This window comes from Pseudomonas sp. LH21, assembly GCF_036549575.1.
Taxonomy (GTDB): Bacteria; Pseudomonadota; Gammaproteobacteria; order Pseudomonadales; family Pseudomonadaceae; genus Aquipseudomonas; species Aquipseudomonas peradeniyensis.
Genome location: NZ_CP144367.1, coordinates 5740332 through 5756305, shown reverse-complemented (window position 1 = coordinate 5756305; position 15974 = coordinate 5740332). Strand labels below are relative to the sequence as shown.

Annotated in this window: 15 protein-coding genes; 9 read left to right on the top strand and 6 right to left on the bottom strand. The window is 64.8% G+C overall.

The window, feature by feature from the left end; translation table 11 throughout:
- Positions 1-99 precede the first annotated feature (99 nt).
- Positions 100-2061 (top strand): choline transporter BetT, encoded by a 1962-nt coding sequence (gene betT / locus VUG52_RS26185; RefSeq protein ID WP_162232990.1) that lies wholly within the window; start codon positions 100-102, stop codon positions 2059-2061.
- Positions 2062-2161: 100 nt separating this feature from the next.
- On the opposite strand, the gene tauD is transcribed toward betT, so the two are convergent.
- From tauD to tauA, 4 genes are all read right to left on the bottom strand, one after another.
- A complete protein-coding gene (gene tauD, locus VUG52_RS26180) occupies positions 2162-2995 on the bottom strand; it encodes a taurine dioxygenase (RefSeq protein ID WP_050707493.1) in 834 nt (277 codons plus the stop codon).
- A 132-nt stretch (positions 2996-3127) separates the two neighbouring features.
- Entirely contained in the window at positions 3128-3967 is an 840-nt protein-coding gene (gene tauC, locus VUG52_RS26175; RefSeq protein WP_050707459.1) for a taurine ABC transporter permease TauC, read from the bottom strand.
- Positions 3964-4743, bottom strand: a complete 780-nt coding sequence (tauB, locus tag VUG52_RS26170) for a taurine ABC transporter ATP-binding subunit (protein ID WP_050707458.1) — start codon at positions 4741-4743, stop codon at positions 3964-3966. The genes tauC and tauB overlap by 4 nt, the downstream gene beginning before the upstream one ends.
- A gap of 13 nt (positions 4744-4756) precedes the next feature.
- Positions 4757-5728: a taurine ABC transporter substrate-binding protein gene (tauA, locus tag VUG52_RS26165; RefSeq protein WP_050707457.1), complete on the bottom strand. Its 972-nt coding sequence runs from the start codon at positions 5726-5728 to the stop codon at positions 4757-4759.
- Positions 5729-6268: 540 nt separating this feature from the next.
- On the opposite strand from tauA, the gene VUG52_RS26160 reads away from it, so the two are divergent.
- The 8 genes from VUG52_RS26160 (at position 6269) to VUG52_RS26125 (ending at position 13473) form a co-directional block, all read left to right on the top strand.
- The gene (locus VUG52_RS26160) at positions 6269-7597 is read left to right on the top strand and encodes an OprD family porin (RefSeq protein ID WP_050707456.1); all 1329 of its coding nucleotides are present in this window, start codon (positions 6269-6271) and stop codon (positions 7595-7597) included.
- A gap of 164 nt (positions 7598-7761) precedes the next feature.
- Positions 7762-8400, top strand: a complete 639-nt coding sequence (locus VUG52_RS26155; RefSeq protein WP_050707455.1) for a peroxiredoxin — start codon at positions 7762-7764, stop codon at positions 8398-8400.
- Between the two features lie 343 nt (positions 8401-8743).
- Positions 8744-9337 (top strand): NADPH-dependent FMN reductase, encoded by a 594-nt coding sequence (gene ssuE / locus VUG52_RS26150; RefSeq protein ID WP_028689218.1) that lies wholly within the window; start codon positions 8744-8746, stop codon positions 9335-9337.
- Positions 9338-9432: 95 nt separating this feature from the next.
- The gene (locus VUG52_RS26145; RefSeq protein ID WP_028689217.1) at positions 9433-10398 is read left to right on the top strand and encodes a sulfonate ABC transporter substrate-binding protein; all 966 of its coding nucleotides are present in this window, start codon (positions 9433-9435) and stop codon (positions 10396-10398) included.
- A gap of 60 nt (positions 10399-10458) precedes the next feature.
- Complete coding sequence (gene ssuD / locus VUG52_RS26140) at positions 10459-11607, top strand: FMNH2-dependent alkanesulfonate monooxygenase (RefSeq protein WP_062575545.1); 1149 nt, start codon at positions 10459-10461, stop codon at positions 11605-11607.
- A gap of 11 nt (positions 11608-11618) precedes the next feature.
- Entirely contained in the window at positions 11619-12416 is a 798-nt protein-coding gene (gene ssuC / locus VUG52_RS26135) for an aliphatic sulfonate ABC transporter permease SsuC (protein WP_050707452.1), read from the top strand.
- A complete protein-coding gene (ssuB, locus tag VUG52_RS26130; RefSeq protein WP_331833190.1) occupies positions 12416-13228 on the top strand; it encodes an aliphatic sulfonates ABC transporter ATP-binding protein in 813 nt (270 codons plus the stop codon). Before ssuC ends, ssuB begins: the two co-directional genes overlap by 1 nt.
- A 29-nt stretch (positions 13229-13257) precedes the next feature.
- Positions 13258-13473 carry a TOBE domain-containing protein gene (locus VUG52_RS26125; protein ID WP_008095172.1) on the top strand — a complete coding sequence of 72 codons (216 nt, stop codon included), beginning with the start codon at positions 13258-13260 and terminating at the stop codon, positions 13471-13473.
- 123 nt (positions 13474-13596) lie between these two features.
- On the opposite strand, the gene VUG52_RS26120 is transcribed toward VUG52_RS26125, so the two are convergent.
- Together VUG52_RS26120 and gshA are read right to left on the bottom strand one after the other, a co-directional pair.
- On the bottom strand, positions 13597-14229 hold the full coding sequence (locus VUG52_RS26120) for a TetR/AcrR family transcriptional regulator (RefSeq protein WP_050707451.1): 633 nt from the start codon (positions 14227-14229) through the stop codon (positions 13597-13599).
- Complete coding sequence (gene gshA / locus VUG52_RS26115; protein ID WP_162232989.1) at positions 14229-15806, bottom strand: glutamate--cysteine ligase; 1578 nt, start codon at positions 15804-15806, stop codon at positions 14229-14231. Before gshA ends, VUG52_RS26120 begins: the two co-directional genes overlap by 1 nt.
- Positions 15807-15974: the final 168 nt, after the last annotated feature.

The window sequence follows — 15974 nt, the reverse complement described above, 5'->3', positions numbered from 1 at the left end:
GCCTTTGCTGAACCCGTTCAATCCGAACCTCACGTCCTTCGACGAGGTGCCCGTTCAATGAGTGCACCGACCCCCGACCTTGCCCACGGCAAGATCCGCATGAACCCCCCCGTGTTCTACTTCGCGGCAAGCTTCATCCTCCTCTTCGGCCTGGTCGTCATCGCCCAGCCCCAGGCCGCCGGGGACTGGCTGCTGGCGGCGCAAAACTGGGCAGCCAACACCGTCGGCTGGTACTACATGCTGGCCATGACCCTGTACCTGGTCTTCGTGGTGGTCACCGCCTTGTCCGGCTACGGCAAGATCAAGCTCGGTGCCGACCACGACGAACCCGAGTTCAGCTACCTGTCCTGGGCCGGCATGCTGTTCGCCGCCGGCATCAGCATCACCCTGTTCTTCTTCTGCGTCTCCGAGCCGCTGACCCACATGCTACAGCCGCCGCAGGGCGAGGCCGGCACGGCCGAGGCCGGGCGCCAGGCGATGCAGATCCTGTTCCTGCACTGGGGCCTGCACGGCTGGGGCGTGTTCGCCTTCGTCGGCATGGCGCTGGCCTACTTCGCCTACCGGCACAACCTGCCGCTGGCCCTGCGCTCGGCGCTGTACCCGCTGATCGGCAAACGCATCAACGGCCCGATCGGCTATGCGGTGGACGGCTTCGGCATCATCGCCACGGTGTTCGGCCTGGGCGCCGACATGGGCTTCGGCGTGCTGCACCTGAACGCCGGCCTCGACTACCTGTTCGGCATCAGTCACAGCCAGTGGGTGCAGGTGATCCTCATCACCCTGATGATGGGCGCGGCGGTGGCCGTGGCGGTCGCCGGGGTGGAGAAGGGCGTGCGGGTGATGAGCGACATCAACCTGTTCCTGGCCTGCGCGCTGCTGCTGTTCGTGCTGTTCGCCGGGCCCACCCAGCACCTGTTCAACACCTTGATCCAGAACCTGGGTGACTACCTGGGCGCGTTGCCGCGCAAGAGCTTCGATGTGTACGCCTACGGCGAGCAACGCGACTGGCTGGGTGGCTGGACGGTGTTCTACTGGGCCTGGTGGATTGCCTGGGCGCCGTTCGTGGGGCTGTTCATCGCGCGCATTTCGCGCGGGCGCACCATCCGCGAGTTCGTCTTCGGCGTGTTGCTGATCCCGCTGGGCTTCACCCTGGCGTGGATGTCGATCTTCGGCAACAGCGCCCTGGACCAGGTGATCAACCACGGCATGACCGCGCTGGGGCAGTCGGCCATCGACAACCCGTCGATGAGCCTGTACCTGCTGCTGGAAACCTACCCGTGGAGCAAGACGGTGATCGCCGTGACGGTGTTCATCAGCTTCGTGTTCTTCGTCACTTCGGCCGACTCCGGCACGGTGGTGCTGTCGACGCTGTCGGCCAAGGGCGGCGGCGCCGACGAGGACGGCCCGAACTGGCTGCGCATCTTCTGGGGCGCGATGACCGCGCTGATCACCAGCGCGCTGCTGTTCGCCGGCAGCATCGACTCGCTGAAGTCGGCGGTGGTGCTGACCTCGCTGCCGTTCTCGCTGATCCTGCTGTGCATGATGTGGGGGCTGCACAAGGCCTTCTACCTGGAAAGCCAGCGGCAGATCGCGCAGATGCACTCGCTGGCGCCCTTCGCCCAGTCCCGGCGTGGGCGTGGTGGCTGGCGCCAGCGGCTGAGCCAGGCCGTGCACTTCCCGTCGCGGGACGAGGTGTATCGCTTCATGGACGACGTGGTGCGTCCGGCGATCGCCGAGGTGCGCGAGGTGTTCGAGCAGAAGGGGCTGGTGCTGATCACCCAGGACGACCCGAGCCACGACAACGTCAGCCTGAAGATCGGCCATGGCGAGGAGCAGCCGTTCATCTACCAGGTACAGATGCGTGGCTACTTCACGCCGTCGTTCGCGCTAGGTGGGCTGGGGACGCAGGAGTTGAAGAATCGTCGCTACTACCGGGCCGAGGTGCACTTGAGCGAAGGTAGCCAGAACTATGATCTGGTGGGCTACAGCAAGGAGCAGATCATCAACGACATCCTCGACCAGTATGAGCGGCACATGCAGTACCTGCATCTGGTGAGGTAAGCCTGTTCCGGCCTCTTCGCGGGACAAGCCCGCTCCTACAGGGATCGCGTAACCCTTGTAGGAGCGGGCTTGTCCCGCGAAGAGGCCCGCACAGGAAACCTCAGAACGGCGCATCCCCCAGAATGGTCGCCCGATGCATCACCCGCCGATTGGGCCGGTAGTCATCCACCGCAAAGTGCTGGGTCACGCGGTTGTCCCAGAACGCCACGTCGTTTTCCTGCCAACGCCAGCGAATGCTGAACTCCGGCCGCGTCGCATGGGCGAACAGCAGCTTGAGCAGTGCCTCGCTCTCCTGCTCGTTCAGCTCGTTGATCCGCGTGGTGAACCCCTCATTGACGAACAATGCCTTGCGCCCGCTGACCGGATGGGTACGCACCACCGGGTGCGACAGCGGTGGGTTGTTGCGCCGGGTGGCTTCCCAGCGCGCCAGGTCTTCGGCGGTGGTGCCGAAGCGCTCCAGCGGGAACGACTTGGTGAAGTCGTGGGTGGCGGTCAGGCCGTCGAGCATCGCGCGCAGCGGCGCCGACAACGCCTCGAACGCGGCGATCCCGCTAGCCCACAGGGTGTCGCCGCCAAAGGCCGGCAACTGCTTGGCGCTGAGTACCGCGCCCAGCGCCGGGGTCGGCAGGAAGGTCACGTCGGTGTGCCAGACGGCGTTGTCGCGCACATCGGTGACCGCGGTGTCGAGGATCAATACCTGCGGCGTCTGTGGCACATTGGGGTAGATCGGGTGGATGTGCAGGTCGCCGAAGCGGGCGGCGAAACGGGCCTGCTGCTCGGGGGTGATCGGCTGGTCGCGGAAGAACAGCACCTGGTGTTCGAGCAGTGCCTGCTCGATGGCGTCACGCTGTTCGAGGGTGATGTCGCGGCTGATGTCCACGCCGCTGATCTGCGCGCCCAGTGCCGGGCTCAAGGGGGTAACGGTCAGGCTCATGTCGGTCTCGCTCAAAGGTTCGTTCCCGCTGTCGGGTATACAGATCGAGAATCTCTATCGCGGGGCAAGCCCGCTCCCACGAGGTGAGTGCTTGGCGTGGGAGCGGGTTTGCCCCGCGATTGTCAGGAGGTATCAGTGGCTCTGGCCATGCCAGGGCACCAGCTTGCGCTGCAGGGCGCGCAGGCCCATCTCCAGGGCAAAGGCGATCAGGGCGATCAGCAGGATCCCCAGCACCACCACGTCGGTGACCAGGAACTGCGCCGCCGACTGCACCATGAAGCCCAGGCCGCTGGTGGCGGCGATCAGCTCGGCGGCGACCAGGGTCGACCAGCCCACGCCGAGGCCGATGCGGACGCCGGTGAGGATGTCGGGCAGGGCGCTGGGCAGGATCACATGGCGGATCAGTTGCGCCCGGGTGGCCCCCAGCGACTGCGCGGCGCGCAGCTTGGCCGGGTCGACGGTGCGCACGCCGGTGGCGGTGGCGATGGCGATCGGGGCGAAGATCGCCAGGTAGATCAGCAGCACCTTCGACAGCTCGCCGATACCGCACCAGATGACGATCAGCGGCAGGTAGGCCAGCGGCGGGATCGGTCGGTAGAACTCGATCAGTGGGTCGAGGATGCCGCGGGCCACGCGGTTGTAGCCGATGGCCAGGCCGACGGGGATGGCGGTCAGTGTCGCCGCCACCAGCGCCAGGCCGATACGGCCCAGGCTCGCGCCCAGGTGCTGCCACAGGCTGGCGTCCATGTAGCCCCGGGTGAGCAGCGTCCAGCCCTTGGCCAGGATGTCGGCGGGCGAGGGCAGGAACAGGGGTTCGATCCAGCCGGCGGCGGTCACCAGCCACCACGCCAGCAGCAGGGCGGCCAGGGTGAGGGCGCTGATCCAGCGGGTCGACAAGGGCTTGCGGGTCTTCACGACAGGAGGCGTGCGTTGTGCCTGCTTGGCGGCGGCCGGCAATTCGATGCTGCTCATGCGGACTCCTGACGTTGCGAGAACACCCGCGCCAGCACGTGCTCGCGGGTTTCGATGAAACGGGGATCGGACTTGATCGCCCGGGCCGACTCACCAGCGGCATAGCGCTGGCCGAACTCCAACTGCAGGCGCTCGACCACACGCCCCGGATTGGGCGCCAGGAGCACCAGCTCGGTGGCGAGGAACACCGCTTCCTCAATGTCGTGGGTGATCAGGAACACCGGCTTGGCGGTGCGCTGCCAGACCTGCAGCAGCAGCTCCTGCATCTGTTCGCGGGTAAAGGCATCGAGGGCGCCGAACGGCTCGTCCATCAACAGCACCCGCGGGTCGGCGGCCAGCGCCCGGGCCAGGCCCACGCGCTGCTTCTGCCCACCGGACAATTGCCAGATGCGTCGCTCGCCGAAGCCGGCCAGGTCGACCAGCGCCAGCATCTCGCGGGCCTTGGCTTCACGCTGTGCACGGGGCACGCCGGCCAGCTCGAGGCCGAAGGCGACGTTGCCGAGCACGTCCTGCCAGGGCAGCAGGGCATCGTCCTGGAATACCACGCCACGCTCGGCGCCCGGGCCTTGCACCGGCGCGCCGTCGAGGCTGATGCGCCCGCCGCTGGGGGCGACGAAGCCGGCGATCAGGTTGAGCAGCGAGGTCTTGCCGCTGCCGGATGGCCCGAGGGCCACCAGCAGCTGGCGCGGGCCCAGGCTCAGGTTGATGTCGGCCAGCACCGGGGTGGTGGCGCCGGGGTACTGTGCGCTGATGCGCTCCAGTTCGAGCAAGGCCATGACGGGCTCCGGATCAGTTGGGCAGGTATTGGGCGCTGACGTAGGGCGAGTAGTCAGGCAGCACGGCGTCGACCTTGCCTTGTTGCTTGAGGAAGGTCGCGGTGTCGGTCAGTGCCTGGGTGGTCGGCGCGCCCAGTGCGCTGGCCTGGTCGGCGGCCAGCGGGTAGACGTTGCCCTGCAGCAGCACCGGGATATCGGCCGGCTTGGCGCCGGACAGCTTGACCAGCTTGGCAACGTTGTCCTTGTCGGCCAGCCAGGCTTTCGGGTCCTTGCGGTAGTCGGCGTAGGCGTCAAGGGTGACCTTGGCGAACGACTTGACGATCTCCGGGTGCTTGGCGGCGAAGTCCTTGCGCACGATCCAGGCATCGAAGGTCGGCGCGCCTTTCTCGGCCAGCTCGCCCGAGGTGATCAGCACCTTGCCGTTCTCCTTGGCCACGCCCAGGGCCGGGTCCCAGACGTAGGTGGCGTCGATGTCGCCGCGTTTCCAGGCGGCGATGATTGCCGGTGGCGCGAGGTTGAGGATCTGCACCTTCGACGGGTCGATGTTCCAGCTCTTGAGCGCGGCCAGCAGGCTGTAATGGCCGGTGGAAACGAACGGCACGGCGACTTTCTTGCCCACCAGGTCCTGCGGGGTCTTGATGCTGTCGCGGGCGACCAGGGCTTCGCCTGCGCCTATCTGGGTGGCGATCAGGAAGGTTTCGACCGGCAGCTTGCGGGTGGCGGCGGCGGCCAGCGGGCTGGAGCCGAGGTAGCCGATCTGCACGTCGCCCGAGGCGACGGCGGTGATCACATCGGCGCCATTGTCGAATTTGCGCCAGTCGATGCTGGCCTTGCTGTCCTTTTCATAGGTGCCATCGACCTGGGCCACCTTGGCCGGGTCGACGGTGGTCTGGTAGGCGACGGTCAGGTCGGCGGCCTGGGCCAGCCAGCTGGCACTGGCGAGGGTCAGGGCGGCGAACAGGCGCAGCGGAGCGTGCGGGATCATGGTTGAACCTCTCGTCAGGCATTCTGGGATGGATGGCGAGAAGACTAGATGATCTAAGAAATAGTAAATAAATAACTTTTTGGACTTAGCTTAAAAGCCAAACGCTCTGACCCCCCATGTTGGTGTGGGGCCGTTTTCATCGCAGGACAAGCTCGCTTCCACAGGCGGGGGCGAAGCTGGCGGAATCGCTCAAGACGGCTAGTCTTGTTCGGTTCCTGCGGAGGGACCGCTGGTCGAAAGCTCGGCAAACGTTTGCACATAACCTAAAGGTATGATTGACGGCGTCGATACAACGTTTCGTAGGAATGGTTCCGATGTTATTCCGTAAAAATCTTACAGATTCATAAAACGGTCATTTTGGATTTATAGGATTGTCATTATCCTGTAGCGCAGGTCGGCGGGTTAGACCAAAGTCGCAGATCGACCGTTAGCGATTGACTTGGCGGTCACGCATTGGTGCTAAATCGCCAATCCGGGCGAGTGGGGCAGCAGATCCCGCCGCTTGAGACGCACAAAAATTAGAACGTAGAGGAGCAAAACATGTACAAGTCCAGCCTGGCCCTGGCCGTGGCACTGGGGGTTCTCGCCCAACAAGCAGGCGCTGCAGGTTTCGTCGAGGACAGCAAGCTGTCCCTGAGCTCGCGCACCATGTACTTCAACAACGACAACCGTGAAGCGCCTGGTAGCAAGCCACGTCCTGACGTGCGTGAGTCCGGTCAAGGTTTCAAGCTTGACTACATCTCCGGCTTCACCGAAGGCACCGTTGGCTTTGGTGTGGACGCTCAAGCCCTGTGGGGTATTCACCTGGATGGCGGCAAGGGCTACCACCAGAACGGCAGCAGCTTCTTCCCTAGTGACTCCGACGGCTCTGCCGAGAAGCAGTGGGCACGTCTGGGCGCCAATGCAAAGGCTCGTTTCTCCAAGACCGAGGCGCACTTCGGTAGCGCACTGGCACCTAACCTGCCAATCCTCGTGTCCAACGATGGTCGTCTGCTGCCACAAACCTTCGAAGGCGGCACCATCTCTTCGAAAGAGATCGACAACCTGACCCTCAATGCCGGTCAGCTGACCCACGCTATGGGTCGTTCGTCGAGCAACCGCACTGGTCTGTCGGTGCAGGGTGCTACGCAGGAAAGCAACAAGTTCCGTTACGCCGGTGCTGACTGGAAGGTCACCAAGGACCTGACCCTGCAGTACTACTACTCGAACCTGGAAGACTTCTACAAGCAGCACTTCCTGGGCGCGACTCACGTGTTCCAGATCGCTGACGACCAGTCGTTCAAGACTGACCTGCGCTACTTCAAGAGCAGCAAGGACGGCAAGAACGGTGAAGCCGGTTACGAGTTCAAGAACAACAACGGCTACGCCAAGAACCCAGGCGAGGTCGACAACAAGACCTGGTCGGCCATGTTCACTTACACCCTCGGTGGCCATGCCCTGATGCTGGGCCACCAGCAGGTCAGCGATGATGGTGGTTTCGTCTGGCTGAACCAAGGCAGCCTGGTCGACGAAGGTGCTGGCGGCGCAAGCTTCTATCTGTTCACCGACAGTATGATCAACCAGTTCGCCAAGGCCGGTGAAAACACCACCTTCGGTCAGTACTCCTACGACTTCGCTCGCCTGGGTGTGCCGGGCCTGAAAGCCTCCGTCGCCTACCTGCGCGGTGAAGATGGCCGTGCCACCAATGGCCATGGCACCTTCAGCGAATGGGAGCGTGACGCACGTGTTGATTACGTTCTGCAAAGCGGCGCGCTCAAAGGCTTGGGCTTCAGCCTGCGCCAGGGCGTCTACCGTGGTACCGGTTCGGGTTCGGCGAACGACCAGGACCAGACTCGCTTCATCGTCAACTACACTTACGCCTTCATGTAAGTCGTAGCGGCATCAAAAAAGCCTCCCCTAGTGCGAGGCTTTTTTGTGTCTGCGAATCCGTATGCTTAATGGTTATAAATAAATCGATATATATTCTTTTTATTTTTATTCGGAAGCAGGCACATTGAACCCACAAGGCCAGACACAGCACAGGAGCCGCTTCCATGAGCCTCAAACTCGGCGATATCGCCCCCGATTTCGAACAGGATTCCAGCGTCGGCAAGATCCGTTTCCACGAATGGCTGGGCGACAGCTGGGGCGTGCTGTTCTCCCACCCGGCCGACTTCACCCCGGTGTGCACCACCGAGCTGGGCCTGACCGCCAAGCTCAAGGAAGACTTCGCCAAGCGTGGCGTGAAAGCCATCGCCCTGTCGGTGGACCCGGTCGACTCGCACCACAAGTGGATCGATGACATCAACGAGACCCAGAACACCGTGGTCAACTTCCCGATCATCGCCGACGCCGACCGCAAGGTCTCCGACCTGTACGACCTGATCCACCCCAACGCCAGCGACACCCTGACCGTGCGCTCGCTGTTCGTCATCGACCCGAACAAGAAGGTGCGCCTGACCATCACCTATCCGGCCAGTACCGGGCGCAACTTCAACGAGATCCTGCGGGTGATCGACTCGCTGCAGCTGACCGACAACTACAAGGTCGCCACGCCAGGCAACTGGCAGGACGGCGACGAGGTAGTGATCGTGCCTTCGCTCAAGGACGAGGACGAAATCAAACGGCGTTTCCCGAAAGGGTACCGGGCGGTGAAACCCTATCTGCGACTGACCCCGCAACCGAATCGATGAGGCATTCCTCGTTGCATTGCTCTTAGCCAAGCAGGGATCTTCGGGCCGTTTCGACGGCCCTTTTTTATGTCCGCCGAAAGCCTGTAGGAGCGGCCTTGTGCCGCGAAAGGGGTGCGCAGCACCCCCAAGATTTCAGCGTCAATGCACCTATCACCGGGGCCGCTTTGCGGCCCTTTCGCGACACAAGGCCGCTCCTACAGAGATAAATCTTAATATCTCTATATGGAATAAATAAATACTAAAATATGATTTATAGATATATGTGACGAACTGTTAATGTCACTTCCATCCAGCGGGGACAACCCCTCGCGGCCCTGCAATCGAATCGAAGGAAGCGCTTTCAATGCTGGTTGTTTCTGTCGGTGGTAGCCCCAGTCTTCGTTCACGCTCAGGCGTGCTGCTAGAACGCTCGCGCGACTGGCTGCAGGAGCGCGGCGTCGAGGTGGTGACCTTCCAGGTGCGGGAATTCCCCGCCGAGGACTTGCTCCACGCGCGCTTCGACAGCCCGCAGGTGCGTCACTTCAATGAACTGGTGGCCCAGGCCGATGGCCTGGTGGTTGCCACCCCGGTGTACAAGGCCTCGTTCGCCGGCGCCCTGAAGACCTTGCTCGACCTGCTGCCCGAACGTGCCCTGGAACACAAGGTGGTCCTGCCGATCGCCACCGGCGGCAGCATCGCCCACATGCTGGCCGTGGACTACGCCCTCAAGCCCGTGCTGTCGGCCCTCAAGGCGCAGGAGACCCTGCAGGGGATCTTCGCCGACGACAGCCAGGTCGCCTACGGCGAAGGCACCCGACCCGCGCAACTGGCCGCTGCCCTGGAGCAGCGCCTGCAGGATTCGCTGGAAACGTTCCACAGCGCCCTGGCACGCCGGCCTCGGCCGGTGGTGCCGGGCGAGCTCAACGAACGCCTGATCAGTGCCCGTTGGAGCATCTGATCGCCCGCTACACCGCTTGACCGTTGTTCCCACCTTACTCGCCCGTCAACGAGGCAAGCAGGTGCTACCCGAACCCACTCGCACAGGAGAGCGCCATGCGCACAATCTTCTTGCGTCGCGGTCTGGTCGCCCTGTTTGCGGCGGCTGTGTCCTTCGGCGCCATCACTCAAGCCCAGGCCGAGAGCCTGCGCATCGGTTATCAGAAATACGGCACCCTGGTGCTGCTCAAGGCCAAGGGCTCGCTGGAAAAGCGCCTGAAGGAACAGGGCATCGACGTGCAATGGACCGAGTTCCCCGGCGGCCCGCAACTGCTCGAAGGTCTCAATGTCGGTTCCATCGACTTCGGCGTGACCGGCGAAACCCCGCCGGTGTTCGCCCAGGCCGCGGGTGCCGACCTGCTGTACGTCGCCTATGAGCCGCCAGCCCCGCACAGCGAGGCGATCCTGGTGCCGAAGGGATCGACGATCCAGTCGGTGAAGGAACTGAAGGGCAAGAAAGTCGCCCTCAACAAGGGTTCCAACGTGCACTACCTGCTGGTGCGCGCCCTGGAAGACGCTGGCCTCAAGTACACCGATATCCAGCCTGTCTACCTGCCACCGGCCGATGCCCGCGCCGCATTCGAGCGCGGCAGCGTCGACGCCTGGGTGATCTGGGACCCGTACCAGGCCGCCGCCGAGCAACAGCTGCAGGCACGCACCCTGCGTGACGGCAAGGACCTGGTCGACAACCACCAGTTCTACCTGGCCACCCGCAGCTATGCCACCCAGCACCCGGCGGTGATCAACACCCTGGTCGAGGAAGTACGCGCCGTGGGCGAATGGTCCCAGGCCAACCCGCAGCAGGTCACCGACCAGGTCGCGCCGCTGCTCGGCCTGCCCGCCGACATCACTCTGACCTCGGTGAAACGCCAGGGCTACGGCGCCGCGCCGCTGACCCCGGAAGTGATCGCCGCGCAGCAGAAGATCGCCGACACCTTCCAGGCCCTGAAGCTGATTCCCAAGCCCTTGAGCATCAAGGACGTGATCTGGACACCCCCGGCCAAGGTCGCCAGCGCGCCTTGAACGATTCGCCTGCGCCGGGGCGCCGCCCCGGCATGAGCCACCCTTGAGGAGACAACTCCAATGAGCCTTAACATCTTCTGGTTCCTCCCCACCCACGGTGACGGCAAGTACCTGGGCACCAGCGAAGGCGCCCGCGCCGTCGACCACGGCTACCTGAGCCAGATCGCCCAGGCCGCCGACCGCCTGGGCTTCGGCGGCGTGCTGATCCCCACCGGACGTTCCTGCGAGGACTCCTGGCTGGTGGCGGCGTCGCTGATTCCGCTGACCGAGCGCCTGAAGTTCCTGGTGGCCTTGCGCCCGGGGATCATTTCGCCGACCGTGGCCGCGCGTCAGGCCGCCACCCTCGATCGCCTGTCCAACGGCCGGGCGCTGTTCAACCTGGTGACCGGCGGTGATCCGGACGAACTGGCCGGCGACGGCCTGCACCTTAACCACCAGGAACGCTACGAGGCGTCGGTGGAATTCACCCGCATCTGGCGCAAGGTACTCGAAGGCGAAACGGTCGACTACGACGGCAAGCATATCCAGGTGAAAGGCGCCAAGCTGCTCTACCCGCCGATCCAGCAGCCGCGTCCGCCGCTGTACTTCGGTGGCTCCTCCGAGGCCGCCCAGGACCTGGCCGCCGAGCAGGTCGAGCTGTACCTGACCTGGGGCGAGCCGCCGGCGGCCGTCGCCGAGAAGATCGCCCAGGTGCGCGAGAAGGCTGCGGCCCAAGGCCGTGAAGTGCGCTTCGGCATCCGCCTGCACGTGATCGTGCGGGAAACCAATGAAGAGGCCTGGGCCGCCGCCGACAAGCTGATCTCGCACCTGGACGACGACACCATCGCCCGCGCCCAGGCATCGCTGGCGCGCTTTGATTCGGTCGGCCAGCAGCGCATGGCCGCCCTGCATGGCGGCAAACGCGACAAGCTGGAAGTGGCGCCGAACCTGTGGGCCGGTGTCGGCCTGGTGCGTGGCGGTGCCGGCACCGCGCTGGTGGGTGATGGCCCGACCGTCGCGGCGCGGGTCAAGGAATACGCCGATCTTGGCATCGACACGTTCATCTTCTCTGGTTATCCACACCTGGAGGAGTCGTACCGCGTCGCCGAGCTGCTGTTCCCGCACCTGGACGTGCAGCGCCCGGAGCAGCCGAAGACCGGTGGCTATGTGAGCCCGTTCGGTGAAATGGTCGCCAACGACATCCTGCCCAAGTCCGTGTCGCAGAGCTGAGGACCGGGGCCATGAGTCGTGCATCCCCCACCACCTGGTCCAAGCGCTTGGCGCCCTGGGCCCTGCCGATCCTGCTGCTGGCGGTATGGCAACTGGCGGTCAGCGCGGGCTGGCTGTCGACCCGCATCCTGCCAGCGCCGAGCGCGGTGGTCAGTGCCGGTGTCGAGCTGGTGCGCAGCGGCCAGCTCTGGACCCACCTGGCCATCAGCGGCTGGCGCGCCGGCCTGGGCTTCGTCATCGGCGGCAGCCTCGGCCTGTTGCTGGGCTTCATCACCGGCCTGTCGAACTGGGGCGAGCGCCTGCTCGACAGCTCGGTGCAGATGATCCGCAACGTGCCGCACCTGGCGTTGATCCCGCTGGTGATCCTGTGGTTCGGCATCGACGAGTCGGCAAAGATCTTCCTGGTGGCGCTGGGGACGCTGTTCCCCATCTACCTGAACACCTACCACGGGATCCGCAACGTCGATCCGGCACTGGTGGAGATGGCGCGCAGCTACGGGCTGTCGGGCTTCGCCCTGTTCCGCCAGGTGATCCTGCCGGGGGCGCTGCCTTCGATCCTGGTCGGTGTGCGCTTCGCCCTGGGCTTCATGTGGCTGACGCTGATCGTCGCCGAGACCATCTCGGCCAACGCCGGCATCGGCTACCTGGCGATGAACGCCCGCGAGTTCCTGCAGACCGATGTGGTGGTGCTGGCCATTGTCCTGTACGCGGTGCTGGGCAAGCTGGCCGACCTGGCTGCCCGGGGCCTGGAGCGGGTGTGGCTGCGCTGGCACCCCGCGTACCAGGTGGCAAAGAAGGAGGGCGCATGATGACCGTGCTCAAGGAACAGCCGCCACGCCTGCTACGTGGCATCCCCCTGGCGGCCCGGGACCTGCGTCGCACCTTTGGCCAGCGTGAAGTGCTGCGCGGCATCGACCTGCACATTCCGGCCGGCCAGTTCGTCGCCATCGTCGGTCGCAGTGGCTGCGGCAAGAGCACCTTGCTGCGCCTGCTGGCCGGGCTCGACCAACCCAGCGCCGGCCAACTGCTGGCGGGGGCCGCGCCGCTGGCCGAGGCCCGCGAGGATACCCGCCTGATGTTCCAGGACGCGCGTCTGCTGCCCTGGAAGAAGGTGATCGACAACGTGGGCCTGGGCTTGTCCGGCAACTGGCGGCCCCGCGCCCTGGAGGCATTGGAGGCGGTCGGCCTGGTCAATCGCGCCAACGACTGGCCGGCGGCGTTGTCCGGCGGCCAGAAACAGCGGGTGGCCCTGGCCCGGGCGCTCATTCACCAGCCGCGCCTGCTGCTGCTGGACGAGCCATTGGGTGCGCTGGATGCCCTGACCCGTATCGAAATGCAGCAATTGATCGAGCGCCTGTGGCGCCAGCACGGTTTCACCGTGCTGCTGGTCACCCACGACGTCAGCGAAGCCGTCGCCGTGGCCGACCGGGTGATCCTGATCGAAGACGGCGCCGTCGGCCTGGACCTGGTCGTTGACCTGCCCCGGCCACGGGTGCGGGGTTCGCACCGCCTGGCGGCGCTGGAAAGCGAAGTGCTCAACCGTGTTCTGTCCGTCCCGGGCACGCCGCCCGATCCGGAACCTGTAGCCCCATTGCCCACGCAGTTGCGTTGGGCTCACTGAATCCTCGAAGCCGCAAAAGGAATGACGCCATGACCATCAAAGCCATCAACGTTCGCAACCAGTTCAAAGGCACCGTGAAGGAAATCCTCGAAGGCCCGGTACTGTCGGAAATCGACGTGCAGACTGCCTCCGGTATCGTCACTTCGGTGATCACCACCCGCTCCGTGAAGGAACTGGAGCTGCAGGTGGGCAGTGAAGTGATCGCCTTCGTCAAATCGACCGAGGTGTCCATCGCCAAGTTGTGATGGTCTGGAGAGGGGGCGCTGTGCGCCCCTTTCGCGGCACGAGGCCGCTCCTACAGAGGATCGCATAACCCCTGTAGGAGCGGCCTTGTGCCGCGAAAGGGCCGCAAAGCGGCCCCAAGGATCTCACGCCGAACGCTTGGCCAGATAAGGCGGCAGATACAGCCCCAGGTACGCCTCGAACACCCGCATCCCCTCTTCCGCCATGCGCGGCGTGATCGCTTCATGCAACTGCATCGAGCGGACATACACCCGATCGCTCAGCTCCATCGCCAACGCGAACACATCCATGTCCCGAGGCATCGCCGGCAGCTGGAAATGCCGGTCGAACAGCCGGTGCATCAGCTCGCCCAGCTCCAGGTCGTGCTGACGGTCGGCCTGCACCACCTCACTCAACCCATGCTGGGCCAGGATCAGCTGCCGCGCCGCGGCATCTTCGTTGTAGATGTCGAGCATGCGCTGCTCGATCAGCCGCGACAGTTGCGGCCAGGTACTGAATGCGCTGCTGTCGATGGGCGCGTTCAGGGCCTCGCGAAATGCCCGGTGCACGTCGGCGGTCAGCGCCTCGAGCAAGGCCGGCACGCTGGCGAAGAAGTGATACACCGACGACGGCGGAATCTGCGCCCGTTCGGCCACGCTGTAGATCGACAGCGCCGCCACCCCTTGCCCGGCCAGCAGCTCGCGGGCCGCGGCCAGGATCGCTTCGATCCTGGCCTGGCTGCTGGCACGTGGCTTGCGCGGGGAGGCGGGGCGGGTCATCAGTTGCTGATCGCCAGGATGCTGGCCTGGTAGGCGCCGACGAACAGGTCGAAGTCACCCACTTCCTGCTGCTCCAGGCGCGACTGCTCGGCCAGGGACTCGCGGGCAAGGGTCTCGAAGGCCTGTTGGCGTTCGGCGGGCAGCGGCTGCTCGCGGAAAGTCTCGGCGTGCAGGCGGCTCTGGCGCAGGGAGAACTGGACGAAGCTCTCGTCGTGCTCGGTCATGCGCGCCAGCACCTGGGCCGATGGTGTCAGCTCGGGGTCGTCGACCTTGGCCTGCTGCGCTTCCAGGGCCTTGGCGTGGTCATTGCCACCCTGGGCGCGGTCGAGCAGCCCGGCCAGCTGGCCGATGCGTCCGATCAGTTCGCTCGCCCATGCCTTCAGCGCGACCGGCTGGCCGTCACGGCGCAGTTCCAGGCCCGGGCGACGACCTTCCTTGACCACGGTAAGGAAGTTGTCGGTGCACTGGCCGCACTCGCCGTTGTCCAGCTGCGGGCTTTCTTCCAAGGCGCAGAACAGCAGGAACGCGTCGAGGAAGCGCGCCTCGGTCAGGTCGATACCCACCGGCAGGAACGGGTTGATGTCCAGGCAGCGCACTTCCACGTACTGCACGCCACGGGAGGTCAGGGCCTGGATCGGCCGCTCGCCGGTGTAGGTGACGCGCTTGGGGCGGATGTTCGAGTAGTACTCGTTCTCGATCTGCAGGATGTTGGTGTTCAACTGCACCCACTCGCCATCCTTGTGCGTGCCGACCTCGACATACGGCGGGTAGGGCGTGCCGACGGCCTTGCGCAGGCTGTCGGTGTAGCTGGCCAGGTTGTTGTAGCAGGGCGTCAGGCCCGCCTGGGCGTTGCTCTGGTAGCCCAGGTCGCTCATGCGCAGGCTGGTGGCGTAGGGCAGGTAGAGGGTCTGGGCATCCAGCTCTTCGAGCTGGTGCGGGCGGCCGCGCAGGAAGCCTTTGTCCAGGGCCGGGGAGGCGCCGAACAGGTACATCAGCAGCCAGCTGTAGCGGCGGAAGTTGCGGATCAGCGCGATATAGGCCGAGGACTGGTAGTCGCGGTCGTCCTGCTCGCCGCCTTCGGCATCGCGCAGCAACGGCCACAGCGCCTCGGGCAGGGAGAAGTTGTAGTGGATGCCGGCGATGCACTGCATGGTGCGGCCGTAACGCAGGGCCAGGCCCTTGCGATAGACGTGCTTGAGCTTGCCGATGTTGGAGCTGCCGTATTCGGCGATCGGGATATCTTCCTCGGCCGGCAGCGCGCAGGGCATCGACGGGCTCCACAGGTATTCGTCGCCCAGCTTGGTGTAGACGAAACGGTGGATCTGGTCGAGGCTCTCGAGCACCTTGGCAGGGTCCGCCAGGGCCGGGGTGATGAACTCAAGCAGCGACTCGGAATAGTCGGTGGTGATCTGCTCGTTGGTCAGCGCCGAACCCAGGGCCTCGGGGTGCGGGGTCTGGGCCAGGCGACCGTCGTCGGTCACGCGCAGGCATTCGCGCTCAATGCCGTGCAGGCACTGCTTGAGCAGGTCGATATTGTCGCCGAGCAGGCTCAGGCGGCGGTTGAGGAGGTCGCTCAAGATGGATTCCTTCACGCGTCAGTCGCCCCAATATGGGGGTAGGGATGACGGTCTACAAGGGTAGTTGGGAAAGGAACTGGCGTTGTCGCCTGGTTTGCTCGGTTCCGGTGCATCCGATCGCGGGGCAAGCCCGCTCCCACGAAGTCTGTGAACGTTCGTGGGGGCGGG

Coding starts and splice junctions, on each gene's coding strand:
- betT (WP_162232990.1), top strand. CDS start 100: ATGAACCCCCCCGTGTTCTACTTCGCGGCAAGCTTCATCCTCCTCTTC.
- tauD (WP_050707493.1), bottom strand. CDS start 2,995: ATGAGCCTGACCGTTACCCCCTTGAGCCCGGCACTGGGCGCGCAGATC.
- tauC (WP_050707459.1), bottom strand. CDS start 3,967: ATGAGCAGCATCGAATTGCCGGCCGCCGCCAAGCAGGCACAACGCACG.
- tauB (WP_050707458.1), bottom strand. CDS start 4,743: ATGGCCTTGCTCGAACTGGAGCGCATCAGCGCACAGTACCCCGGCGCC.
- tauA (WP_050707457.1), bottom strand. CDS start 5,728: ATGATCCCGCACGCTCCGCTGCGCCTGTTCGCCGCCCTGACCCTCGCC.
- VUG52_RS26160 (WP_050707456.1), top strand. CDS start 6,269: ATGTACAAGTCCAGCCTGGCCCTGGCCGTGGCACTGGGGGTTCTCGCC.
- VUG52_RS26155 (WP_050707455.1), top strand. CDS start 7,762: ATGAGCCTCAAACTCGGCGATATCGCCCCCGATTTCGAACAGGATTCC.
- ssuE (WP_028689218.1), top strand. CDS start 8,744: ATGCTGGTTGTTTCTGTCGGTGGTAGCCCCAGTCTTCGTTCACGCTCA.
- VUG52_RS26145 (WP_028689217.1), top strand. CDS start 9,433: ATGCGCACAATCTTCTTGCGTCGCGGTCTGGTCGCCCTGTTTGCGGCG.
- ssuD (WP_062575545.1), top strand. CDS start 10,459: ATGAGCCTTAACATCTTCTGGTTCCTCCCCACCCACGGTGACGGCAAG.
- ssuC (WP_050707452.1), top strand. CDS start 11,619: ATGAGTCGTGCATCCCCCACCACCTGGTCCAAGCGCTTGGCGCCCTGG.
- ssuB (WP_331833190.1), top strand. CDS start 12,416: ATGACCGTGCTCAAGGAACAGCCGCCACGCCTGCTACGTGGCATCCCC.
- VUG52_RS26125 (WP_008095172.1), top strand. CDS start 13,258: ATGACCATCAAAGCCATCAACGTTCGCAACCAGTTCAAAGGCACCGTG.
- VUG52_RS26120 (WP_050707451.1), bottom strand. CDS start 14,229: ATGACCCGCCCCGCCTCCCCGCGCAAGCCACGTGCCAGCAGCCAGGCC.